Genomic DNA, 21,384 nt, shown 5'->3' with positions numbered 1-21,384 from the left:
TTTTGGACGATGCCGGCAGCGATGTCAGTAGGTTGTGCGCTCACCGCCAAGCGACTGGAGCAGGGCGCGGTAGGCCCAGGTGTTCTCGCCGCCGCGATCGCGGATTTCGACGAGCTGGACGCGGGCACCCTCGATGTCGCCCTGTTCGATCAGGGCCTGGCCCATATAGGAGCGGGCGAGGATGTAGTTCTCATCCTTCTGCAGCGCCCGCTTGTAGAAGCTCATGCCGAGTTCAATGTTGCCGAGCTTGCGCGTGTTGTAGCCGAGATAGTTGAGGATGCGCGGGTCTTCCTGGTCGGAAGCGGCGCGCAGTGCCCGCAGCGCGTTCTCATACTGACCGGCATAGGCGAATTCGCGGGCAGCCTCATAGAGCTTGTCGTCGATTTCGCGCTCGGTCTTCTTCTGCTCTTCCGTCTTGGCCTTGTCGTCGGCGGGTGTGCCTTCGACCGGCTTGCTCTCGGTCGGCGTCACTTCGGCCGGCTTCAGATCCTCAGGCGCGACGCATTCCTTCTTTTCCTCGTTCCAGATCTTGCCGTCGGTGCAGGTCGTCGTCGTTTCGGTCGCGACCGGCGGCGTCGTGGTATCGGAATCCGCGGCGCGGGCGGTGGAGAGCGCCGTCAGCGAGACGGCAGCGCAGAATGAAAGCAGCATGGTGTGGCGGAGCATGGTCATGGGGTTCCCTCTCGTCGGGTCGTCTGCGGGGGCGCTGGCCGTCTGGGAGCATGCCTGCCTTTTGCGGGCTTCGTGTGGCAGGATGCTCTGAGGACTTGTTACGGATGGCGAGAGGGATTTATTCGGCCGCTTTAGAAACGCGTCGTTTCCGCGAGCGTCAGCGCAAGGCCGTCCGGCGCCAAGGCGAAACGCTCGCGCATGACGTTCCAGCTGCCCGGTGCACCGGAAATCGAAAAGAGGTTGTAGCCGGCCGGTGGCTTGTGGCCGCCAGGCCCCTGTGAGGCGGACGCGATGCCGACGACCGGGATCTGCTTTATCTGGCCAGGCAGCCAGTGCACGGTGTTGAGATGGGTGTGGCCGTGCAGCACGAGGTCCGCCCCGCCGGTCGAGACGGTGGCTGCGAAGCGGCGGATGCCGATCATGCGCTTGTGGAACGACGTCGCCCCGCGGATCGGCGGATGATGGATCAGCACCACACGGAAAAGGCCGGCCTCGCCGGCAGCGCGCAACATGTTGACCGTCTCGCGAGCCTGCCGGGAGCCGAAATAACCGGAAGCCGAGAAGGGTGGCGTGGCGACGGCCGTCGAGCAGCCGATGATCGCCACCTGACCGCGTACCCGCAGATAGGGGAAGACGTGCATGTCCTCTTCCCATTCCGCCGGGGCCGCATCGCCGCGCATGTAGGGATACCAGGCGCGCGTGGATTTTTCGTAGGCGCCGCGCACATAGGCGTCATGATTGCCCGGCACGACCGAAACATGCTCCGGCGTGCCGGCTTCCGGCAGCCATTTCTTGACGGCCGCGATTTCCAGCGAAGAAGCGAGGTTCACGAGGTCGCCGGTGATCGCCAGATGGTCCGGGTCGCGCCGCTCGATATCCTCGAGCACGATGTCGAGCGTGTTGGTGAACAGGTGCCGGCGGCGGTTGCGATGCCAGTTGACGAAACCGGTGATGCGCTTCGAAAACAGTTCCAGGAAGGTGAGGGCAGGCAAGGGGCCGAGATGGACGTCCGATATATGGGCAAGTCTGAACATAGCCTTCCATAGAGCATATGCCGGTCAAGGGAAACGCAAGGCGTGTATATTCCCGGACCTTTGACCCCGAAGGCTTGATTTGCGGGAAAGGTTCCGGCGAAGTACCGCAATGGAACAGGACACGCCGACCACCCTGCCGCCGACCCGCAGCCTGCTGGCAAAGCTCGCTACGCGCGTGGTGCACAGCTATTTCGCGCTCGCCCGCGGCATGACGATGGGCGTGCGCGCCGCCTGTTTCGATGAAGCCGGCCGCATCTTCCTCGTGCGCCACAGCTATGTGCCGGGCTGGCATATGCCGGGTGGCGGCATCGAGCGTGGGGAAACGGCGCTGGAGGCGCTCGCCAAGGAAATCCGGGAAGAGGGCAACCTCGTCGTCGGCACGCCGCCGACGCTCGTCCATGTCTACTTCAACCGCCAGACCAGCAAGCGCGACCACGTGCTGCTCTACCGGTGTGACGGCGTCGTGCAAACGGCGCCGCGCCTGAAGGATCGCGAGATCGTCGAGGCCGCCTTCTTCGCGCTCGACGCCCTGCCGGTCGAGACGACTGCGGCAACCCGGCGCCGGCTGGAGGAACTCGCCGGCCGGGCGCCTTTTGCCGACTTTTGGTAGCTCAGGCCGCTTTCAACCGATCCCGGCCATGCGCGGCGGTGAGATCGAGCGCCGGGCCGACCGGCACGATGCCCGTCGGGTTGATCGTCGTGTGGCTGCGGTAATAGTGTTCCTTGATGTGGCGCATGTTCACCGTCTCGGCGATGCCCGGCACCTGATAGAGTTCGCGCAGGTAGCCCGACAGGTTGGGATAGTCGGCGATGCGGCGGATGTTGCACTTGAAGTGGCCGACATAGACCGGGTCGAAGCGCACCAGCGTCGTGAAAAGCCGCCAGTCGGCCTCGGTGACGCGCTCGCCCGTGAGGTAGCGCTTCGTCGACAGGCGCTCTTCCAGGCTGTCGAGCATCTCGAAGAGTTTCGTGACGCTCTCTTGGTAGGCCTCCTGCGTCGTCGCGAAGCCGGCCTTGTAGACGCCGTTGTTGACGGTGTCATAGATCGCATCGTTCAGCGCATCGATCTCGGTGCGCAGGATGTCCAGATAAAAATCGTCCCGCGAACCGGTAATGCCGTCGAAGGCGGAGTTGAACATGCGGATGATCTCGGCCGATTCGTTGGAGACCATGCGGTTCTGTTTCTTGTCCCAGAGCACCGGCACGGTGACGCGGCCGGAATAGCCGGGGTCCGCCTTCTGGTAGACCTCGTAGAGGGCGGAGGCGCCGAACAGCGGATCGAGCGTGCCGCCGTTCTCGCCCTTGAATTCCCAGCCCTTCGCCAGCATCAGCGGATCCACGACGGAAACGGTGATCAGGTCCTCCAGCTTCTTCAGCTTGCGGAAGATCAGCGTGCGGTGCGCCCAGGGGCAGGCGTAGGAGACATAGAGATGGTAGCGCCCGGCTTCCGCGGCAAAGCCGCCTTCGCCCGAAGGACCCGGCGCGCCATCCGGCGTGATCCAGTTGCGGAACTGCGAGGCGGCGCGCTTGAAATGGCCCTTCGTCGCGCTCGTATCGTACCAGACGTCGTGCCAGACGCCGTCAACAAGCATGCCCATGATGGTCTCCTTCTGCCGCGCGGCGCGGCTCAAACGTGAGGTCATAGATAGCCCATGGGCGGGATGTGGATAGGCGCATTTTGATGAACAGTGCGTTTTGCTCTTTGACAGAGGCAAAATTTCTGCTATCCGCGCAGATCAGGACCGGCGCTCAAGCCGGCGAGGAAGACGATAGGCATGTTCTACCCGGGAAGCCCACGACGACGCTGATGCCCCTGCTGCGCCCCTCGCGGTGGCGCGATAACCCGCATCCCCAGCTTCGTATCCGGTTCCCAGATCCATGAACATGCTCAAGCACGATATCGTCTACCTGACGGAAGACACCTCCCACGACGCCGCCATCGAACATATCAACGAAGAAGCATTCGGCCCCGGCCGGCATGTCCGCGCGGCTGCGCGCATCCGCGAGCAGGGGCCGTACGACCTGTCGCTGTCCTTCGTCTGCACGGATGACGGCGAGACGGTTGCCTCCGTGCGCATGACGCCGGTGATGGCCGGCGGCGTGAAGGGGCATCTGCTCGGCCCGCTCGCCGTGCGCCCCTCGCACAAGAACAAGGGCATCGGCCGCGGGCTGCTGCGCATCGCCTGCGCCGCCGCCAAGCGCAAGGGCTCCGAAGCCGTCATCCTCGTCGGCGACCCGCCTTATTACGGCCCGCTCGGCTTCGAAAAGGTCGCGTGGAATGCGCTGGCCTTCCCCGGTCCGGTCGATCCCGCGCGCGTGCTAGTGATGCCCTTTGCCGAGGATACGCACGAGCGGCTGAAGGGCGTTATTGCCTGGCGGCCATGAAAAAGGGGCCACCGGCCCCTTTTTGTCTCAGAGCGCGCCGCTGTAGTTGAGCGGTACCCAGTCATAATTGGTCTCGTCGCGGCGGACATGGCCGATGCCGGGAAACGCAATATGGGCACCGGCCACGAGATAGGCCTGGTCGGCGGCTTCCGTGAAGGCAACGGCCCGCGTCTCGATCGCCTTGTCCTGATCGATATCGAACTCGATTGCGACGCCCGGTTCGTCGAACTGCAAGACGTCACCGTGGGTGATATCGCCCCAGAAGACCAGTTTTTGGCCGCCGCTTTCCACGACGAATGAACTATGCCCGGGAGTATGCCCCGCTCTCAGGATCGTACCGATGTCCGGAACGGCCTCGGCATTGTCACCGAAGGCTTCCAACTTGCCGGCATCGAGATAGGGTTTCAGCGATTCCTGGGCTTCCTTGAACTGGGTCTTCAGCGCGCCGGCCGCCTTTTCAGCTGCGGCAGCATCCATCCAGAAATCGAGGTCCCGCTTGTTCACCCGCACTGTCGCATTGGGGAAGACGCGCGTGCCGTCCAGGGCGAGACCGCCGGAGTGGTCGGTATGGATGTGGGTGAGCAGGATGTCGTCGATGTCTTCGACGCGATATCCCGATGCTTCCAGATTGGCGGCGAGTTTGCCGAGCGAAGGACCGAGATAGGCGCCGGTGCCGGCATCGATCAGCACGAGGCGTTCGCCCGTATTGACGAGGTAGGCGTTGATCGAGGTCTGGGTGGGCGACGGCTTGAAGGCGGCGGCGAGTGCAGCGCGCGCTTTTTCCTCCGTCGTGTGCGTGTAGAGTGTCTCCAGCGGAAGCGGAATGGTGCCGTCTGACAGCGCGGTGATTTCAAGCTCGCCGAGCTTCAGGCGATAAAATCCCGGTGCCTGAAAGGACTGGAGCGGTGCCTTTGCGAAGGAAAGCTCGGAGAACAATGTGACGGTGCCGGCGGCGAGCGCGGCGGTTGCGGTTCCCTTGAGAACCGATCTGCGGCTGAACATGGAAGTCTCCTTGAAGGATTGTCGTGGCGTGGCCTTGCAAGCACCTGAGGGAGACTTATGTTCGGAGTGGTCAGCAATCAAATCGATGTGGCTCATGGATACTATCGATCATTTCAATCTTCGCTCCTTCGACCTCAACCTGCTCGTCGCCTTCGATGCGCTGATGGAGGAGGGCAACGTCACGCGCGCCGCCAGGCGGCTGAAAATCCAGCAACCAGCGATGAGCCACAATCTTTCGACGCTGCGGGTGCTCTTTCAGGATGAACTGTTCGTCCGCGTCGGGCAGACGATGCGACCGACCGTGCGGGCAAGCAAGCTGGCCGGGCCGATCCGCAATGCCTTGAACCAGGCGCAGGCTGCCCTTGTGTCTGCAGATGTCTTCGACCCGGCGACGGAAAACCGCGTTTTCCGCATCGGCATGTCGTCAGCGGTGGACTTGCTGCTACTGCCGGACCTGACTGCCCGCCTGCGGCAGGTTGCGCCCGGGATCAGGCTGCTTTCTCCCAGCTATCATGAGGATCGGCTTGACGCCCTGCTGGATGCCGGCGTGCTCGATATGGCTGTCGGCTGCAAGTATTCACCTGCCTCGCGCCACTCGATCGAGGTGCTCTACGACGCTGAGGTGATGTGCTGCTACAATCCCGCTCTGCTGCGGCTTGCCAATCCCGTGCCACTCGAGGCCTACGAGCAAGCCGATCATGCCGTCATTTCCCACTCGGATAGCCTCAAGGGGTGCCTGGAGGGAGCGCTGGAATTTGCCGGAGCGGACCTCAATGTGGTGGCCGCCGCGCCGGATTTCATGTCCGTGCTGCTGACAGCACGGGCAAGCCCGGTCATCGCCACGGTTCCCGCCCGCATCGCGCGCCGCTATGCATCCATGCTGGGGCTTGCCTTGAGCCCGGTTCCGGTCGACCTGAAATTTCCGCCGGTTGCGATGGTCTGGCCGCGCCATGCCGAAAACGATTCGGCTGGCCTGTGGTTGCGCGACCAGATCAGGGACATCTTTGCCACTGCACCGGATGACTGGCGGGCGATGGTGCAGGCCGCTGCGTGACGGAAGGAAGAGGGGTGGGACCCCTCACAAACGGCGCCGGCTAGTCCTTCAGTTCCATGAAGCGGATGCGGTTCTGGAAGGGGTCGATGACCGTCACCTCCAGCCGCGAGCCTTCGTCCTCCAGGCCCGGTTTCATGTAGCGGTAGTCCTTGCCGATCAGCTCCTTCTGGAAGGCGCGGATGCTCGTCATGTAGACCACCATGTTGCCGCCCGGCGTGGCATCGCCGGCATGTTCTGACAGGTGCAGGCGCAGCCCGGCGCGGGAGACTTGCGTATAGAGCGGGAAATTGTCGCCGTAGCGATGTTCCCAATCGACCGCAAAGCCCAGGAAGCCGAGGTAGAATTCGTGCGCCTTCGCCACGTCGAAGATGCGCACGATCGGCACCGCCTGCTCGAATTCGATGCCGGCCGACGGTGGCTTTGCCTCTATCTTGGCGGACAGGATGTTCCAGGTCTCGACGCCGAACTGGCGGGCGACGATTTCCAGGGCTTCGCTGTGGGTGATCTCGATATTGCGGGTGGCAAGCGTTTCCCGCATGGCTTTCGCCATGATCTTTGCATCGCGATAGTCGCGCATATCCGTTCCTCATCTCCCGGCGAAGTCTTCGTCAGTGCCCGCATTGCCGACGCCTTCGCCCAACGATGAACGGTGGAGAAAGGTTTTTGGGAGGTGTTCGCCATGCCTTCGGAAAGGCGCGGGTCTGCCGGCCGCCTCCGGCCGTAGGGCTAGACTAGCCGAACGGCGGAGGCGGCGCCAGATCGAAAACTGTGGTCAGCGGCCTTCGCGGTACCACGTTGCGGAGAAGGCGAGCAGCAACAGGCCGACCCCGGCAAAGCCGGCAAACAGCGGCAGCGAGTTGATGCCCTTCAGCACCGTCTCGTCCGTCATGCGCAGCGACAGGCGGTTCTCGTCGACGGTGCGGACCTGGCCGGAGACCGGCAGCACCTGCGGCAGAGAGACCGTCTGGCCTTCCGCGTCGACGAGGCGGCGCACGGTGCCCTTCGTGGCGTCGGCAAGCGGTTTCAGCGTTTCCGTCGTCGAGATCGTCGCCTTGAACTCGGGCGCATCGACCGCGCCGACATGGACGAGCGCGCTCAGGTCGTCGTTGGTGATTTCGTAGAGGCCGGTTTCCGTCGTCGGGATTTCGGCGCGGTAGAGGCCGGGTTCGGCTTCCGTGAGTGCCACCTGCTGCGTTGCGCCGGAGGGCAGCTTGATCGTTGCTTCGCCGGGTGCATCGCCGATCGTCTGGCGGTTGATCTGCAGGGTGCGGCCGAAGGTGCGCGCGGTCAGCGCCTCTTCCTCCAGCGCCGGCTCCTGCATCAGCCAATGCGCGGTGCGACGATAAAGCGAGACATGTGGCCCGCCGCCCTCGAAGCCGCGTGCCCACAGCCAGCCCTGGTCGGAGAGCAGCATGGCGACGCGGCCCTTGCCGGCGCGGTTGAGCACGAGCAGCGGCTTGCCGTCGTTGGCTTCCATCACGACATTGCCCTGCGGGCGCTGCACGTCGACCGTGCGGAACCAGCGGCCCCAGCGCGGCGGTTCTTCACCGGCGCCTTCCAGGCCGCGCGTGACGGGGTGCTTTTTGCCCTGGTCCGAGAGGCGAGGGTAAAAGGCAGCCTCGTTCATCGCCCCGGTCGGGTTCGCCGGCAGCACGACGGAGAGCGGCGTGCTGGCGATGGAATCATTGCCTGCATGCTCGGGACCGGCCGCAATCAGCAGCGCGCCGCCGTTTTCGACGTATTGCGCGATGTTGTCGTAGTAGAGGATCGGCAGCACGCCGCGGTGCTGGTAGCGGTCGAAGATGATCAGGTCGAACTCATTGATCTTGTCGACGAAGAGTTCGCGGGTCGGAAAGGCGATCAGCGACAGCTCGTTGATCGGTGTGCCATCCTGCTTTTCCGGCGGGCGCAGAATGGTGAAATGCACGAGGTCGATCGCGGTATCGGACTTTAACAGGTTGCGCCAGGCGCGTTCGCCGGCATGCGGTTCACCGGAGACGAGCAGCACGCGCAGGTTCTCGCGGATGCCTTCGATGACATGGACGGCGCGGTTGTTGGCGGTGGTGATCTCGCCTTCGACCGGGTCCACCTCGAATTCGAGGATGTTGTTGCCGCCGCGCGGCACGGTGAAGCCCAGCGGCTGCTCGGTGCCCGGCTGGGCGATCTCCGAGGCGATCTCGTTGCCGTTGAGGCGGACGGTGACGCGCGCCGCCGTCTCGGGGCCGGTGCCGTCGTCCACCACGCGGAATTTCAGCTCCTGCGGCTCGCCGACAATGCCGAAGCGGGGTGCGCTGACGACCTCGATGCGGCGGTCGAATTCGTCCGGCCGGCCGGTGATCAATCCATGGATCGGCGCCTCAAAGCCGGAGAACGCGGCGGCGTCCGGGATGTCGTGCACCTGGCCATCGGTGATAAGGATCGCGCCGCCGACGCGCGAGCGCGGCACATCGGCTATGGCGGAATTCAGGGCATCGAAGAGGCGGGTGGACGGCGTGTCGGACGTGCCGTCGTCGCCGGCTTCCACGATGCGCGGCTCGATGCGCGGGTAGCGCGCCAGGCGCTCCTTGATGCCTTCCAACGCGGCATTGGTCTGGGCGGTGCGTTCCTCGTTGTCCTGGCTCTGGCTGCGGTCGACAATGACCGGCACGATGGTCGACAGCGCCTCGCGATCCTCCTGCAGGAAGACCGGATTGGCGAGCGCCAGCACCAGCAGGGCCAAGGCGAGCGCGCGGACGAACGACCCGCGCAGGCCCCGCCAGAAGCCGAGGGCTGCGAGTAGCAGGCCGACGAGACCGATCGCGCCGATGGCGATCCAGGGCAGGAAGGGGGAGAACTGGATGGTCATGTCATTGCCCCAGCCGTTCGAGGAGGGCGGGCACGTGCACCTGGTCCGCCTTGTAGTTGCCGGTGAGCATGTACATCATGATGTTGACGCCGGCGCGGAAGGCGTGGTCGCGCTGCACCTCGTCCGGCGGCACGGTCGGGAGCAGCGCCATGCCATTGGCATCGACCGCCCAGGCGCCGGCAAAGTCGTTGCCGGTGATCATGATCGGCGAGACGCCGTCGCCGGCGCGTGCGGGACGCGACGGATCTTCCGCGCGATCAAGTTCTGCCTCGATCCACAGCGGGCTTCCGGCATAGCGACCGGGGAAATTCGCCAGCAGATAGAAAGCCTTGGTCAGCACATGATCGGCCGGCACGGGTTCCAGCGGCGGAATGTCGAGACTGGCGAGGATCGCCTGAAGCCGCTCGGTGTTCGGGCTGGTGGCGGTGTCGTTGAGCGAGACGAACTGGTCGCGCGTATCGAAGAGCACGGTGCCGCCGTTGCGCATATAGGCGTCGATGCGGCTGATCGCGGCGCTGGACGGCATGGCGGCGGTCGCGCTCACCGGCCAGTAGATGATCGGGTAGAGCGCGAGTTCGTCCTTGGAGATGTCGACGCCGACCGGCTGGCCGGGCTCCAGCGTGGTGCGGTAGGTGAGGAACTCCGTCAGGCCGGCAAGGCCGCGTTCGGAGATAGTATCGACCTCGCTCTCGCCGGTGACGACATAGGCGATATGCGTCGTGTCGAGCCGGGACAGGATAGTCTCGTCGCCAGGTTTTGCGTCGGCCGCGCGGCTTTCCGATGGCAGTGCCACAAGCGCGCCGGCGAAGAGCAGCAGCAGCACGGCGGCAGCTGCGCCACGCTTCGGCATGCCGCGGGCGGCGGCGGCGAAGGCACCGCCGATGAACAACACGATGGCGCAGTCTGCGATGAGCAGCAGGGCTGCCAGTGTGAAGAGATGTGGTTTCAGCGACCAGGTCTCCCTGCCGGTGAGCGGTTCGCGCGAGATCGCGGCACCGTCGGCCACCGCGAGCGGGCGGATTTCATGGCCCGGCGGGAAAAGGTTGTGCGCGACATAGCCGTCTTCCGTGCCGTAGAGGCCGGGCGGGTTGTCGAAGCTGGCGATCCTGCGCGTGCCATCGCCGCTGGCGAGCGGTTTTGCCTCGCCGGTCGCGGCGGCGAGCGTGCCGTTCGCCGTCATCAGGCGATAGGGCGGCAGGCCCTGGCTCTGTTCGCCATCGCTGGTGGAGACCCCGCCGCCGCGCGACAGTTGCACGGTGCGGCGAAGCATTTCCACGAAATCGCCTGAGAGTGGCAGATTGGACCAGCCGGTTTCCGCGCTGATGTGGAAGAGCACGATGCGGCCGGAGCCGAGCGGGCCGGTCGTCACCAGCGGCGTGCCGTCGGCAAGGCCGGCCCAGGTGCGCTCGGCGAGATCCGGCGTCGGCTCGGCAAGGACCTGGCGCTTGATGAGGATGTTTTCCGGCGCGCGCATGCCGAAGAATGGGCTGTTTTGCGGATAGGCGGCGAGCGGCTGCGGCTCGGACCAGGAAAGCGCGCCGCCAAGCGCGCGTTCGCCCTTGCGCAGGAGCACCGGCACCAGTGGGTCATCGGCGGGTGCCGCGGCAAGGCGCGGGCCGGCAAAGCGGATCAGCATGCCGCCGGCGTCGACCCAACGCTGAACCGCACTCTGCACGTCTTCCGGCAGGCGGCCGATGTCGGCCATGATCAGCACGGACGGGTTCTGTTCGAGAAGTTCGGGCACTGCGACGGAAAGGTCGGCGACGCTCGGCTCGATCAGGTCGGCATAGGGCGCCAGCGCCCGGTTGATATAGTGCAGCGGCGAGAGCAGCGGCTGGCTGGCATCCACCACCTCGCCGGAGAGGAAGGCAACGCGGCGGCGGCGGAAGCCATCATCGAGCAGATAGGTGCCGCCGGCATTGGCGAGACCATCGATGGTGATGCGGGCGAAATCGTTGCGCAGTTCGAACGGGGCGGTGATCGTGCCCGTCGTGCTCGTGCTGCCGGCCGCAAAATCCGCCGTGCCTGATGCGATCGGTCGGCCGCGGGAATCGTGGGCGGTCAGCGGCAGGCTGCGTGCCGGGCCGCCATCGAGGCGGGTCAGCGTGACGGAGAGGGCGTCGGCGCCGTTCGTCGCATTGGTGATGGCGACGGCGGAGGCGCCGTCATTCTGGATCATGCGGAACTCGGCGGGCGAGAGTGCCTGGAGGGCGGTGACCGTATCGTCGGTCTCGCCGCCCGCGATGCCATCGCTGATGAAGGCGATTGTGCCGGGTGCCGTGCCGTCCAGCGCGGTGCGCAGCGACGCGACGGCGGCCGCGCGGTCTGCCGGCAAGGGCCGAGCCTCGGCGGCAGCAAGACGCGTGCGGGCGGTTGCGGCATCGACCGGCACGGCATCGTGCTGCCGGTCGGCGGTCAGCACGAGCGCAATCGGCACGTCGCGGCTTTCGGCATCGTCGATCAACGTGGAGGCCGTATCGATACGGCGCTGCCAGTCGGTGGCGGATGCCCAGCTGTTGTCGACGACGATTGCCAGCGGGCCGCTCGACGCCAGCGTGTTGGTGCGTGGGTTGAAGACGGGATCGGCGATGGCGAAGATGACGGCGGCGGCCATCAGCATGCGCAGCAGGGTCAGCCACCACGGGCTTTGCGCCGGCGTTTCCTCGCGCTTCATGATCGAGGCGAGGATGGCGAAGGGCGGGAAGACCTCGGTGAGCGGCTTCGGCGGGGTGAGGCGCAGCAGCCACCAGATGACCGGCAGCAGCACGAGTGTGGCCAGCACGGCGGGAAAGGCAAAGGCAAACGCGCTCATCGGCCACGGCCTTCCGTCTTCATCGCCGGCATGCCGGAAAGGTACATATGGACCGAAACGAGGGCTTCGGAGGCGAGCCTGTCGGTGCGGTGCGTCACGAAACTCCAGCCGAGATGGCGCAGGCTGTCGGCGAGGTTTTCGCGGCGCGCGATATAGGCGCGGGCGTAGTCGTCCTTGAGCGTTTCCGCACGGCCGGCGGTGAGCTTCAGGCCGGTTTCCGGGTCGGTGAATTCGGTGCGGCCGCTATAGGGGAAGGTTTCCTCCGCCGGGTCGGCAACCTCGACGACATGGCCGCGCAGGCCGCGTCGGGCCAGCGGCCCGATCCGGTCCATCACGTCTTCGACCGGATCGAGAAAATCACCGATCAGCACGATGTCGCTGTTGCCACGGATCATGCTGGTATCCGGCAGGCCGCCGGTGGTGCCATTGTGCATGAGCGCGGTTGCGAGGCGTTCGGCGGCGTTGCGCGCGGCGATCGGCTCCATGATGCCGGGGCAGCCGATGCGCTCGCCGGAGCGGGCGAGGATTTCGGCCAATGCCAGCATGAGGACCAATGCGCGGCTTTCCTTCGAGACGGCGCCGAAGGTGGATTTGTACATCATGGACGACGAAAGATCGGCCCAGATCCAGACGGTGTGGGCGGCTTCCCATTCGCGGTCGCGCACATAGGTGTGGTCGTCGCGGGCCGAGCGGCGCCAGTCGATGCGCGACAGGCTTTCGCCGTCGACATAGGGGCGGAACTGCCAGAAATTTTCGCCGATGCCGCGCTTGCGGCGGCCGTGCCAGCCGGCAATCACGGTGTTGGCGAGGCGCTGCGCCTCCACCATGCAATCGGGAATGAGGGCGGCACGCGCCTGCGCCCGCGAGAGCACCTCGCGGGTCGGGGTCGGTTGGACGATCTGGCCGACGGACGCCATGCGCTTTTCTCCGCTCAGCCGCCCGCCTGTCGGACGAGGCTTGCGATGACGTCACGCACCGACATGCCTTCTGCGCGGGCGCCGAAGGTCAGCGCCATGCGGTGCTGCAGAACGGGTTCGGCGAGCGCCAGCACGTCGTCGACGGAGGGCGCGAGACGGCCTTCATAGAGCGCACGGGCGCGGCTGCAGAGCATAAGCGCCTGGCCGGCGCGCGGACCGGGACCCCAGGCGACGTGCTTATCGGTGTCGGAAACGCCGTTGCCGGGGCGAGCGGAGCGCACGAGCGACAGGATCGCGTCGAGCACCTTCTCGCTCACCGGCATCTGGCGGATGAGGGTCTGGATTTCGATGAGGCGTTCGGCGGAAATGGCAGCACTTGCATGTGCCTCGTGGACGCCGGTGGTTTCCAGCAGGATTTGCCGCTCGGCGGCGAGCTCCGGATAATCGACATCGACCTGCAGCAGGAAGCGGTCGAGCTGGGCTTCCGGCAGCGGATAGGTGCCTTCCTGCTCCAGCGGGTTCTGGGTGGCGAGCACGTGGAACGGCTTCGGCAGGTCGTTCGGCCGGCCGGCGACGGTGACGTGATATTCCTGCATGGCCTGGAGAAGGGCGGACTGGGTGCGCGGCGAGGCGCGGTTGATCTCGTCGGCCATCAGGAGCTGTGTGAAGATCGGGCCGGGTACGAAGCGGAAGGAGCGCTTGCCGTTGTCATCCTGGTCCATCACTTCCGAGCCGAGGATATCGGAGGGCATGAGGTCGGGCGTGAATTGGATGCGGCTCGAGGCGAGGCCGAGCACCGTGCCGAGGGTGGCGACCAGCTTGGTCTTGGCAAGGCCCGGCACGCCGACGAGCAGGGCATGGCCGCCCGAGAGCACGGCGAGCATGGTCTGCTCGACCACGCTTTCCTGACCGAAGATGACCTTGGCGACTTCGTTGCGGATGATGGCGATATCGGAGAGCGCGCGTTCGGCAGCCGCGATCACCGCTTTTTCGTCCAGGCCTGCCTCGGGGGAATTCTGAACGCCCATGGTCATCTCCAGTACCGGTTTAACTCTTGGCGAATCGTGGCCTTGCCGCATCCGCGCTCTACATAGAAAGCTTATTAGCTCACCCGTGGCTGACAAGCGGCCACGAAATGACTATCTCGTGAGAAAAGGCTGTATCCACCCTTTCTTCTTGAAAAGCAGGGCCTCTTGAAAAAACAAGGGCCTCTCGCGGAGATAGGGTTCAACCGGGACGGAACAATGGCAACGGGCGAAATTCGCGAAAGCACCGATGCGGCGGGACTGGCCGCCTTGATCTCGCGGGCAGCCGCTGAAACCGGTGGGCGCGGCCTGCCGCCGGTCGAGCGCTGGAACCCGCCGTTCTGCGGCGATATCGACATGGAAATCCGCGCCGACGGCACCTGGTTCTATATGGGCACGCCGATCGGCCGCGCACCGCTGGTGCGGCTGTTTTCGACGGTGCTGCGCAAGGACGAGGACGGCAAGACCTATCTGGTGACGCCGGTCGAGCGTGTCGGCATCCGCATCGTCGATGCGCCGTTCCTGGCGGTCGAGATGAATGCGAGCGGGGAAGGCAGTGCGCAGACGCTGACCTTCCGCACCAATGTCGGCGATGTGGTGGAGGCAGGGCCAGAACATCCGCTGCGCTTCGTCATTGCGGGCGAAAACAACGAGCTGAAGCCCTATCTGCTGGTACGCGGCCGCCTGGAGGCGCTGGTTTCGCGGGCGATGATGTATGAACTGGTCGATCTTGGCGAAACCATCGAGATCGACGGCGTCGAGATGTTTGCGGTTCGCTCCGGCGGCGTGGTCTTTCCGGTCATGCCGGCTGCCGAGCTGGATGCGCTGTCCCGATGAGTTTTCCACCCTATAGTGCTGCAGAATTCCGTCGCCGGGCTATGGCACAGGCGCTGACGCTCGGCGACGAGAGCTGGCGCGAGCATGGCGACAGCCTGCTCAACCCCTCGGTCATTCCCCATATCGAAGGCATGACGCTTCGCGATGCGGCGGTGCTCATCCCGGTCATCGACGATGGGGAGGAGGCGCGCGTGATCTTCACGCAGCGCACCGCGACCATGCGCAAGCATTCCGGCCAGATCGCCTTTCCGGGCGGGGCGGTGGATGACGAGGACGAAGATGTGGAGGCCGCGGCCATGCGCGAGGCGGAGGAGGAGATCAGCCTCGACCGCCGCTTCGTCGAGCCGGTCGGCCGCCTGCCGCAGTACAAGGCGCTGTCCGGCTTTTCCATCACGCCGGTGCTCGCGGTGGTGCAGCCCGGTTTTGAACTGATCCCGAACCCGGCGGAGGTGGAGACGGTTTTCGACGTGCCGCTGTCCTTTCTCATGGATCCGCGCAACCACGAGCGGGGCAGCGGCGTCTGGCTCGGCAGCGAGCGGCATTATTATCGCATGCCCTATGACGGGCATAACATCTGGGGCATCACCGCCGGCATCGTGCGGGTGATCTATGAAAGGCTTTATGCATGACGTCTGTTTCGGGCGAGGCGTGGTTTTCCGATCCGGCGCTCGTGCGCGTGCTGGCGCTGTTGAACAGCGACGGCGGCGAGGGGCGTGTGGCGGGCGGTGCCGTGCGCAACAGCCTGATGGGCCTGCCGGTCGCCGATGTGGATATCGCGACGACGCTCAGGCCCGAAACGGTCGTCGAGCGGGCGAAGGCCGCCGGCATCAAGGCGGTGCCGACGGGCATCGAGCACGGCACGGTGACGCTCGTCATCGATGGAAATCCCTTCGAGGTGACGACGCTGCGCCGCGACGTCGCGACGGACGGCCGTCGGGCGGAGGTTGCCTTCGGCACCGACTGGCAGATGGACGCCGAGCGGCGCGATCTGACGATCAATGCGCTCTATGCCACGGCGGATGGCACCGTCATCGATCTCGTCAACGGCCTGCCGGATATCGAAAGCCGCACGGTGCGTTTCATTGGCGATGCCGGGACCAGGATCGCGGAAGACCATCTGCGCATCCTGCGCTTCTTCCGTTTCTTCGCGCTCTATGGCAGCGGCCGTCCGGATGCGGACGGTTTGAAGGCCTGCGCGCGGGCGAAGGGCAGTCTCGGAAAACTTTCGGCAGAACGGGTCTGGTCCGAGACGAAGAAGCTGCTCGCAGCCCCGGATCCGGGCCGGGCGTTGCTCTGGATGCGGCAGGCGGGCGTGCTGACCGAAATCCTGCCGGAAACCGAAAAGTGGGGCATCGATGCGATCCCGGCTTTGGTCGACGCGGAAAAGGCGTTCGGCTGGAAGCCGGATGCGCTGCTGCGGCTCGCCGCCATCGTGCCGCCCGATCGCGAGCGGCTGAAAACGCTTGCCGAGCGGCTGCGGCTATCGAAGGCGGAGGCGGCAAACCTCGATTACTGGGCATCGGCGCCGGAGATTGCGCCGAAACTGGCTGAGACGGCGTTCGAGCGGCTGCTCTACCGCAACGGTCCGGTCGGCCTGACGATGCGGCTGAAACTCGCACTTTCCTCGGCGAGAGCCAAAGGCCTTGGCGATGCCGACGCGCTGTCCTTCGCGGGCCTGTGCCAGCGCTTGCTTGCCAAGGCGGAGAAATGGCAGAAACCATCTTTCCCGCTTACTGGCGCGGACGTGCTCGCTGCCGGTGTCGCTGCCGGGCCGAAGGTCGGTGCCGTGTTGGGGGCGATCGAAGACGAGTGGGTGGGTGGCAATTTCAATGAGGGCCGGGCAAAACTGCTTGCCCGGCTGGAGGTCCTCGCCAAGGAGGGCTGATTGGCAACCCGTCAGGCGGCGTCGGCGGCTTTTTCGTCGACGATGCGTTCCTTGATGTGATCGACGGTGCTATCCCGGATCATCGTTTCGCCGTGGGCGGTGCGCATGTGCTCGACGGCGCGGCGAACGACTTCGGCGTCGTCATTGGCCCGCGTATGCCAGTCGCATCCGGGGACGAGTGAACCGCATTCAAAAAGTCTCATGACCTATCTCCTGTCGTTTCAATGGGACCAGTGTAGCAGATGGGGCCTGATCGGCCAAACCGCGACCGGGTCTGCGGCTGAAAAAGCCGTCCTCGAAAACGGGTGAAGTGACCCGTGGTTCCACCAGGGGGTGGAGTATTCGAGCCGACCGGATGTGCCGTCAGGCCGCGTCTTCGCCTTTTGCCCAGGCGTCGAAGCAGGCGGATGACTGGAACTGTTCCGGTTTCGTGTGATGATCGGCGAGGTGATAGATGGTGCCGCCGGCAAGCCGTCGCCGGGCTTCCTCGACGAAATAGGCATGCGGTAGGTCCATGCCGCTTTCGGCACGCATGGTTTCTGCAAAACGATCGAGAAAATCGGCGGATTGCGGGTCGAGACCCGCGGTCGCCGCATCCTGTGCTGCGAAATTCATGACTGCCTCCTCCGTGGAATCATGCAGGGGCACTCTACCACGAAAGCGGTAGGGCCGATAATCACAAGGCGGAGAGTGAGAGAGCTAGCCCGGTCTCAGGGCCAGCGCACCACGGGGGGCAGCGAGGAGAGGATGGAATCGACGTTGCCACCTGTCCTCAGGCCGAAGATCGTGCCGCGGTCGTAGAGCAGGTTGAACTCGACATAGCGGCCACGGCGCACGAGCTGTTCGTCGCGGTCCTCTTCCGTCCAGCCCTTGTTGAAGTTCGAGCGCACGATCCGCGGATAGACCATGGCGAAGGCGCGGCCGACGTCCTGCGTGAAGGCAAAGTCGGCGTCCCAGCCGCCAAGCTCGTCCGGCGAATGCAGCCAGTCAAAAAAGATCCCGCCGGTGCCGCGCGGTTCGTTGCGGTGCTTCAGGAAGAAATATTCGTCGCACCAGTCCTTGTACCTGGCGTGGTCGGCAACCGGATGGCGGTTGCAGGTGATTTCCATCGCCTTGTGGAAGAGCGCGGTGTCCGGGTCGTCTATCATGCGCCGGCGGTCGAGCACCGGCGTCAGGTCCGCACCGCCGCCGAACCAGTGGCTGGTGGTCACGACCATGCGCGTATTCATGTGCACGGCCGGCACGTTGGGGTTCACCGGATGGGCGATCAGCGAGATGCCGGAGGCCCAGAAGCGCGGATCTTCTTCCGCGCCGGGGATCTGACTGCGGAATTCCGGAGAAAACTCGCCATGGACGGTGGAGGTGTGCACGCCGACCTTTTCGAAGACGCGGCCGTCCATCATCGACATGCGGCCACCGCCGCCTTCGCCATTGTCGCGCTGCCAGTCCTTGGCGACAAAACGGCCGGGCTGCTGGTCGGAAAGCGGGCCTTCCAGCTCGTCCTCAAGTGCCTCGAAGCTCGCGCAGATCGCGCCGCGAAGTTGCTCGAACCAGGCGCGGGCGGCGTTCTTCTTGTCTTCAATGTCTTCGGGCAGGCCTTTCGGCAGGTCTGGTCGTTCCATGGTGCTTCCCGCTGGCGCTTACCGCATGACTTCGTCGTTCAATCTGAATCGGTTTAATGGCAAAGTTATGCAGCAGATTCAAATGCTACCGCGACCTTTGCGCGTCATGAATGACACGCGGCGCTGCAGCGCCGAATCGCATTTTCGTCACATTCCTTAACTTTGCGCCTTTTGGCAACCGCGAGGGAAGGATCGGCTGGGGAAGGCGGGACTCGCAAAACGGGCGGCGCCAGCTTATCTTTACCCCATAGAATGTGCTGCCAGGAGGAAATCTGCATGGCGCGTGTTCCCGGACCGCCCCCTCTCGAAGGGCTCCGGCGCCAGATCGAACGCCACCGCCGCGAAAACCCCGCGCGCGAAGGTCATTTCGTTCGTGAAACCTTCTGCCTCGAGCGGCAGGCGGCGCGGGACAAGGCGCGCGAATGGTTCGACCTCTGGCCGAAGGCCGCCTACTGGACCGAGGTGGAGAGCTGGCGCACGATGGAGGGCGATCGCATCGAGTTCACCATGCGCCGGCTGCCGAGCGCCGACTGACAGCTCATGCCGCCATGGCGATCCGGCGGCTCTCCTGTGTGCGGCCGCCGTAACCCCAGTTTTCCATCGCGATGTCCCGGATGACGACATAGGTCACCGGATTGAGTTGCGACCCGAGAGCTTCCTCCAAAAGGGCGTAGCCGGCCCGGATGAAGCGTTCCTTTTCCTCCGGCGTATTGGTGCCCTCGCTGATGAGGATTTCGAAATAGGCGGCCACCGGCAGCCGGCGTGCACCGACCGTCCAGTTCGGAACCGGCGTTTCCTCGACGAAGACGGCGGTCGCTTCGGCGCGTTTGCCGAGCAGCGTGACGGCAAGGCGCGTCGCCTCGTCCTGGATGTGCAGGCGTTCGCTGTCGGTGAGGTTTCTCCCGGCAATGCGGATGTGAAGGAAGGGCATGGTCGTCTCCTGTCTCTGTTGACGGGATGAGCCTATTGCGCGACTATCATTTTTAAAATTGAGAAGTGTTGCTGTAATGGTTTTGGAAAGCTGAATGGTTTTACCGCGCAACTTCGACATGGACGTGCTGCGCACCTTCGTCACCGGGGTGCGGCTCGGCAGCTTCGCCAAGGCGGCGGAGGCGCTGGGGCGCACGCCGCCGGCCGTCAGCCTGCAACTGAAAAAGCTCGCGGATGTTAGCGGCCAGACGCTGTTCACCAAGCAGGGCAGGGGGCTGGCGCTCACCGATGCCGGCGAGGCGCTTTATGATTATGCGGTGCGCATCCTGGAGCTCAATGACGAGGCAATGATGATGCTCGGCTCCAGCCGGGCGCTCGACGGCTGGCTCCGGATCGGTATCCCGCAGGACTTTGCCGAGACCTCGCTGCCGCCGGTGCTCGGCCGGTTTTCGCGTGCGCATCCGAAGCTCAGGGTGGAGGTGCGGGTGGATCGCGGCGCCAAGCTGGTGGCGGCGGTGGAACGCGGCGATCTCGACATGGCCGTCACCTGGGGTGGCCAGCGTAGCGCGCATTGCCAGCATATCGCCACGCACCCGATAGTCTGGATCGCTGCTGCCGACTACGAGGTATCGCCCGAGGAACCGGTGCAGCTCATTGCTTTCGATCCGCCTTGTTCGTTCCGCGCTGCGGCGGTCGAGGCACTGTCGTCCACAGGGCGCGAGTGGCGGCAGGTCTTTGCCAGTCCCGGCCTTGCCGGGCTGTGGGCGGCGGTCACGGCGGGGCTTGGCGTGACGATCCGCACCACCACCGGCATGCCGCCGCATCTGCGGTCCCTCGACCCTGAACGGGCCGGATTGCCGGCGCTCGGCAGCGTCGACCTGACGCTGCACACGGCAGACGCGATGCCTGCCGCTCCGGTCTCGCGGCTGCGCGATATTCTGCTCGAAATGCTTGTGACGTCGTCCTGATACGACTGTGATTGGCAAGTTCGATTGACGCCGGCCCGTCGCACCCCTATCTTGCGGCCATTGTCATCAACAGAAAGGCGCCGTTGCGGTTCTAAAGCACGGCTCAGAGTCCTTGTTCGAACTCGCGATTGCCGTCTTCCTTATCCTCCTCAACGGGGTGTTTGCCCTTTCCGAACTTTCCATCGTTTCAGCGCGTAAAGCCCGGCTCAAGACCATGGCGGCCCAGGGCTCGCGTGGTGCTGCGTCGGCGCTGAAACTCGCCGAGCATCCTGGAAAGTTCCTCTCTACCGTCCAGATCGGCATCACGCTCATCGGCGTTCTCGCCGGTGCGTTTTCCGGCGCGGCGCTTGGTAGCCGCCTGCGCGATATCCTTTTTGCCGAGGGTGTGCCGGACTGGCTGGCCGATCCGCTCGGCTACGGTATCGTCATCTTCCTTATCACCTATCTGTCGGTCGTCGTCGGCGAGCTGGTGCCGAAGCAGATCGCGCTGCGCAACCCCGAGCGTTTTGCAGCGCTCGTGGCGCCCGCCATGTCGCTGTTGTCGAAAATCGGCGCGCCGGCCGTCTGGATCCTCGATGCCTCGACGCGGCTGATCTTCCGCCTGCTCGGCCAGCACCAGATTGCCGAAAGCGTCGTCACCGACGAAGAGATCAAGACGATCGTCGCCGAAGCGGAAGCCGCCGGCGTGATCGAGGGTGGCGAAAAGCTGATGATCGCGGGCGTCATGCGCTTCAGCGACCGTGCGGCACGCGGCCTCATGACACCGCGCAACGACGTCGACTGGATCGACCTTGGCGATACGGTCGAGGAAATCCACCAATATCTCGTCGAGAGCCAGCATTCCCGTCTGCCGGTCGCCGATGGCGGCCCGGAAACCATCGTCGGCATCGTCCAGAAGCGCGAACTGCTGTCGGCCCTGCTATCAGGCCAGCCGCTCGACATCCGCTCCTTTGTTCGCGCCGCGCCGATCGTGCCGGATTCGATGGACGCGATGCGCGTGCTCGACAAGCTGCGTAATTCCGAAGTGCCGATGATGCTGGTCCATGACGAATATGGCCACTTCGAAGGCGTCATCACGCCGGCAGACGTGCTGGAAGCGATTGCCGGCGTCTTCCGTGCGGATATCGATGAAGGCGACGACGACCATGCCGTTCAGCGCGAGGACGGGTCCTGGCTGATCGCCGGCGCGATGCCGATCGACGAAATGGCCGATCGCCTTGGACTTTCCCTTCCTGCGCGCCGCAACTACCAGACGGCTGCGGGCCTGGTCATCGAATCGCTGCAGAAGCTGCCGAAGACCGGCGAAGTCACGGAAACCCAGGGCTGGCGCTTCGAGGTCGTCGACATGGACGGCCGCCGCGTCGACAAGCTGCTCGCCACGCGTCTGGATTAACAA

Annotated in this window: 22 protein-coding genes; 9 read left to right on the top strand and 13 right to left on the bottom strand. The window is 64.8% G+C overall.

The features are described 5' to 3' along the window. Positions 1–24: 24 nt before the first annotated feature. Together AC1RT2_RS21575 and AC1RT2_RS21570 are read right to left on the bottom strand one after the other, a co-directional pair. Entirely contained in the window at positions 25–672 is a 648-nt protein-coding gene (locus AC1RT2_RS21575) for a tetratricopeptide repeat protein (RefSeq protein ID WP_493105179.1), read from the bottom strand. A 131-nt stretch (positions 673–803) separates the two neighbouring features. Beyond that, positions 804–1,706, bottom strand: a complete 903-nt coding sequence (locus AC1RT2_RS21570) for a metallophosphoesterase family protein (RefSeq protein ID WP_493105177.1) — start codon at positions 1,704–1,706, stop codon at positions 804–806. Between the two features lie 109 nt (positions 1,707–1,815). Between AC1RT2_RS21570 and AC1RT2_RS21565 the strand changes: the two genes are divergently transcribed. After that, positions 1,816–2,316, top strand: a complete 501-nt coding sequence (locus AC1RT2_RS21565; protein WP_493105175.1) for an NUDIX domain-containing protein — start codon at positions 1,816–1,818, stop codon at positions 2,314–2,316. Position 2,317: 1 nt separating this feature from the next. Here AC1RT2_RS21565 and AC1RT2_RS21560 read toward each other — a convergent pair whose 3' ends face one another. Next, positions 2,318–3,304: a glutathione S-transferase family protein gene (locus AC1RT2_RS21560; protein ID WP_493105173.1), complete on the bottom strand. Its 987-nt coding sequence runs from the start codon at positions 3,302–3,304 to the stop codon at positions 2,318–2,320. A 280-nt stretch (positions 3,305–3,584) separates the two neighbouring features. On the opposite strand from AC1RT2_RS21560, the gene AC1RT2_RS21555 reads away from it, so the two are divergent. Further along, a complete protein-coding gene (locus AC1RT2_RS21555; RefSeq protein ID WP_493105171.1) occupies positions 3,585–4,091 on the top strand; it encodes a GNAT family N-acetyltransferase in 507 nt (168 codons plus the stop codon). Positions 4,092–4,118: 27 nt separating this feature from the next. On the opposite strand, the gene AC1RT2_RS21550 is transcribed toward AC1RT2_RS21555, so the two are convergent. Next, a complete protein-coding gene (locus AC1RT2_RS21550) occupies positions 4,119–5,093 on the bottom strand; it encodes an MBL fold metallo-hydrolase (protein ID WP_493105169.1) in 975 nt (324 codons plus the stop codon). 94 nt (positions 5,094–5,187) lie between these two features. Here AC1RT2_RS21550 and AC1RT2_RS21545 point away from each other — a divergent pair, with 94 nt between their 5' ends. After that, the gene (locus AC1RT2_RS21545) at positions 5,188–6,147 is read left to right on the top strand and encodes a LysR family transcriptional regulator (RefSeq protein ID WP_493105167.1); all 960 of its coding nucleotides are present in this window, start codon (positions 5,188–5,190) and stop codon (positions 6,145–6,147) included. 40 nt (positions 6,148–6,187) lie between these two features. Here the strand turns inward: AC1RT2_RS21545 and AC1RT2_RS21540 are convergent, their stop codons facing one another. From AC1RT2_RS21540 to AC1RT2_RS21520, 5 genes are all read right to left on the bottom strand, one after another. Further along, the gene (locus AC1RT2_RS21540; RefSeq protein WP_493105165.1) at positions 6,188–6,724 is read right to left on the bottom strand and encodes a glyoxalase superfamily protein; all 537 of its coding nucleotides are present in this window, start codon (positions 6,722–6,724) and stop codon (positions 6,188–6,190) included. 195 nt (positions 6,725–6,919) lie between these two features. After that, positions 6,920–8,992: a hypothetical protein gene (locus AC1RT2_RS21535; RefSeq protein WP_493105163.1), complete on the bottom strand. Its 2,073-nt coding sequence runs from the start codon at positions 8,990–8,992 to the stop codon at positions 6,920–6,922. Between the two features lies 1 nt (position 8,993). Next, complete coding sequence (locus AC1RT2_RS21530) at positions 8,994–11,804, bottom strand: DUF4159 domain-containing protein (protein ID WP_493105161.1); 2,811 nt, start codon at positions 11,802–11,804, stop codon at positions 8,994–8,996. After that, positions 11,801–12,721: a DUF58 domain-containing protein gene (locus AC1RT2_RS21525; protein ID WP_493105159.1), complete on the bottom strand. Its 921-nt coding sequence runs from the start codon at positions 12,719–12,721 to the stop codon at positions 11,801–11,803. Before AC1RT2_RS21525 ends, AC1RT2_RS21530 begins: the two co-directional genes overlap by 4 nt. Before the next feature lie 14 nt (positions 12,722–12,735). Next, positions 12,736–13,749, bottom strand: coding sequence for an AAA family ATPase (locus tag AC1RT2_RS21520; RefSeq protein ID WP_069058055.1), 1,014 nt, complete (start codon positions 13,747–13,749; stop codon positions 12,736–12,738). A gap of 216 nt (positions 13,750–13,965) precedes the next feature. On the opposite strand from AC1RT2_RS21520, the gene AC1RT2_RS21515 reads away from it, so the two are divergent. The 3 genes from AC1RT2_RS21515 to AC1RT2_RS21505 are packed head-to-tail and all read left to right on the top strand — an operon-like array spanning position 13,966 to position 16,468. Next, positions 13,966–14,583, top strand: coding sequence for a DUF1285 domain-containing protein (locus AC1RT2_RS21515; RefSeq protein WP_493105157.1), 618 nt, complete (start codon positions 13,966–13,968; stop codon positions 14,581–14,583). Then, entirely contained in the window at positions 14,580–15,212 is a 633-nt protein-coding gene (locus AC1RT2_RS21510; protein ID WP_493105155.1) for a CoA pyrophosphatase, read from the top strand. The genes AC1RT2_RS21515 and AC1RT2_RS21510 overlap by 4 nt, the downstream gene beginning before the upstream one ends. Then, on the top strand, positions 15,209–16,468 hold the full coding sequence (locus AC1RT2_RS21505; protein ID WP_493105154.1) for a CCA tRNA nucleotidyltransferase: 1,260 nt from the start codon (positions 15,209–15,211) through the stop codon (positions 16,466–16,468). The genes AC1RT2_RS21510 and AC1RT2_RS21505 overlap by 4 nt, the downstream gene beginning before the upstream one ends. A gap of 11 nt (positions 16,469–16,479) precedes the next feature. On the opposite strand, the gene AC1RT2_RS21500 is transcribed toward AC1RT2_RS21505, so the two are convergent. The 3 genes from AC1RT2_RS21500 to hemF form a co-directional block, all read right to left on the bottom strand. Further along, on the bottom strand, positions 16,480–16,671 hold the full coding sequence (locus AC1RT2_RS21500) for a DUF1059 domain-containing protein (protein ID WP_493105153.1): 192 nt from the start codon (positions 16,669–16,671) through the stop codon (positions 16,480–16,482). A 160-nt stretch (positions 16,672–16,831) separates the two neighbouring features. Continuing rightward, a complete protein-coding gene (locus AC1RT2_RS21495) occupies positions 16,832–17,083 on the bottom strand; it encodes a hypothetical protein (RefSeq protein WP_493105152.1) in 252 nt (83 codons plus the stop codon). A gap of 95 nt (positions 17,084–17,178) precedes the next feature. Continuing rightward, the gene (gene hemF / locus AC1RT2_RS21490; RefSeq protein WP_493105151.1) at positions 17,179–18,090 is read right to left on the bottom strand and encodes an oxygen-dependent coproporphyrinogen oxidase; all 912 of its coding nucleotides are present in this window, start codon (positions 18,088–18,090) and stop codon (positions 17,179–17,181) included. 276 nt (positions 18,091–18,366) lie between these two features. On the opposite strand from hemF, the gene AC1RT2_RS21485 reads away from it, so the two are divergent. After that, entirely contained in the window at positions 18,367–18,624 is a 258-nt protein-coding gene (locus tag AC1RT2_RS21485) for a hypothetical protein (RefSeq protein ID WP_493105149.1), read from the top strand. Positions 18,625–18,628: 4 nt separating this feature from the next. Here AC1RT2_RS21485 and AC1RT2_RS21480 read toward each other — a convergent pair whose 3' ends face one another. After that, entirely contained in the window at positions 18,629–19,021 is a 393-nt protein-coding gene (locus AC1RT2_RS21480) for a tautomerase family protein (protein WP_493105148.1), read from the bottom strand. 94 nt (positions 19,022–19,115) lie between these two features. Between AC1RT2_RS21480 and AC1RT2_RS21475 the strand changes: the two genes are divergently transcribed. Both AC1RT2_RS21475 and AC1RT2_RS21470 read left to right on the top strand, forming a co-directional pair. Next, on the top strand, positions 19,116–19,988 hold the full coding sequence (locus AC1RT2_RS21475; protein WP_493105146.1) for a LysR substrate-binding domain-containing protein: 873 nt from the start codon (positions 19,116–19,118) through the stop codon (positions 19,986–19,988). Between the two features lie 112 nt (positions 19,989–20,100). Beyond that, a complete protein-coding gene (locus AC1RT2_RS21470) occupies positions 20,101–21,381 on the top strand; it encodes a hemolysin family protein (RefSeq protein ID WP_069058065.1) in 1,281 nt (426 codons plus the stop codon). Positions 21,382–21,384 lie beyond the last annotated feature (3 nt).

It is taken from the genome of Shinella sp. GW821-FHT11G07 (assembly GCF_058808115.1).
Note: the sequence above shows the minus strand (reverse complement) of the source record. Positions and strands in the feature narration are given on the sequence as shown.

Bases quoted from the DNA above. Each gene is read 5' to 3' on its own strand.
- AC1RT2_RS21575 (WP_493105179.1), bottom strand. From the start codon at position 672: ATGACCATGCTCCGCCACACCATGCTGCTTTCATTCTGCGCTGCCGTC.
- AC1RT2_RS21570 (WP_493105177.1), bottom strand. From the start codon at position 1,706: ATGTTCAGACTTGCCCATATATCGGACGTCCATCTCGGCCCCTTGCCT.
- AC1RT2_RS21565 (WP_493105175.1), top strand. From the start codon at position 1,816: ATGGAACAGGACACGCCGACCACCCTGCCGCCGACCCGCAGCCTGCTG.
- AC1RT2_RS21560 (WP_493105173.1), bottom strand. From the start codon at position 3,304: ATGGGCATGCTTGTTGACGGCGTCTGGCACGACGTCTGGTACGATACG.
- AC1RT2_RS21555 (WP_493105171.1), top strand. From the start codon at position 3,585: ATGAACATGCTCAAGCACGATATCGTCTACCTGACGGAAGACACCTCC.
- AC1RT2_RS21550 (WP_493105169.1), bottom strand. From the start codon at position 5,093: ATGTTCAGCCGCAGATCGGTTCTCAAGGGAACCGCAACCGCCGCGCTC.
- AC1RT2_RS21545 (WP_493105167.1), top strand. From the start codon at position 5,188: ATGGATACTATCGATCATTTCAATCTTCGCTCCTTCGACCTCAACCTG.
- AC1RT2_RS21540 (WP_493105165.1), bottom strand. From the start codon at position 6,724: ATGCGCGACTATCGCGATGCAAAGATCATGGCGAAAGCCATGCGGGAA.
- AC1RT2_RS21535 (WP_493105163.1), bottom strand. From the start codon at position 8,992: ATGACCATCCAGTTCTCCCCCTTCCTGCCCTGGATCGCCATCGGCGCG.
- AC1RT2_RS21530 (WP_493105161.1), bottom strand. From the start codon at position 11,804: ATGAGCGCGTTTGCCTTTGCCTTTCCCGCCGTGCTGGCCACACTCGTG.
- AC1RT2_RS21525 (WP_493105159.1), bottom strand. From the start codon at position 12,721: ATGGCGTCCGTCGGCCAGATCGTCCAACCGACCCCGACCCGCGAGGTG.
- AC1RT2_RS21520 (WP_069058055.1), bottom strand. From the start codon at position 13,749: ATGGGCGTTCAGAATTCCCCCGAGGCAGGCCTGGACGAAAAAGCGGTG.
- AC1RT2_RS21515 (WP_493105157.1), top strand. From the start codon at position 13,966: ATGGCAACGGGCGAAATTCGCGAAAGCACCGATGCGGCGGGACTGGCC.
- AC1RT2_RS21510 (WP_493105155.1), top strand. From the start codon at position 14,580: ATGAGTTTTCCACCCTATAGTGCTGCAGAATTCCGTCGCCGGGCTATG.
- AC1RT2_RS21505 (WP_493105154.1), top strand. From the start codon at position 15,209: ATGACGTCTGTTTCGGGCGAGGCGTGGTTTTCCGATCCGGCGCTCGTG.
- AC1RT2_RS21500 (WP_493105153.1), bottom strand. From the start codon at position 16,671: ATGAGACTTTTTGAATGCGGTTCACTCGTCCCCGGATGCGACTGGCAT.
- AC1RT2_RS21495 (WP_493105152.1), bottom strand. From the start codon at position 17,083: ATGAATTTCGCAGCACAGGATGCGGCGACCGCGGGTCTCGACCCGCAA.
- hemF (WP_493105151.1), bottom strand. From the start codon at position 18,090: ATGGAACGACCAGACCTGCCGAAAGGCCTGCCCGAAGACATTGAAGAC.
- AC1RT2_RS21485 (WP_493105149.1), top strand. From the start codon at position 18,367: ATGGCGCGTGTTCCCGGACCGCCCCCTCTCGAAGGGCTCCGGCGCCAG.
- AC1RT2_RS21480 (WP_493105148.1), bottom strand. From the start codon at position 19,021: ATGCCCTTCCTTCACATCCGCATTGCCGGGAGAAACCTCACCGACAGC.
- AC1RT2_RS21475 (WP_493105146.1), top strand. From the start codon at position 19,116: ATGGTTTTACCGCGCAACTTCGACATGGACGTGCTGCGCACCTTCGTC.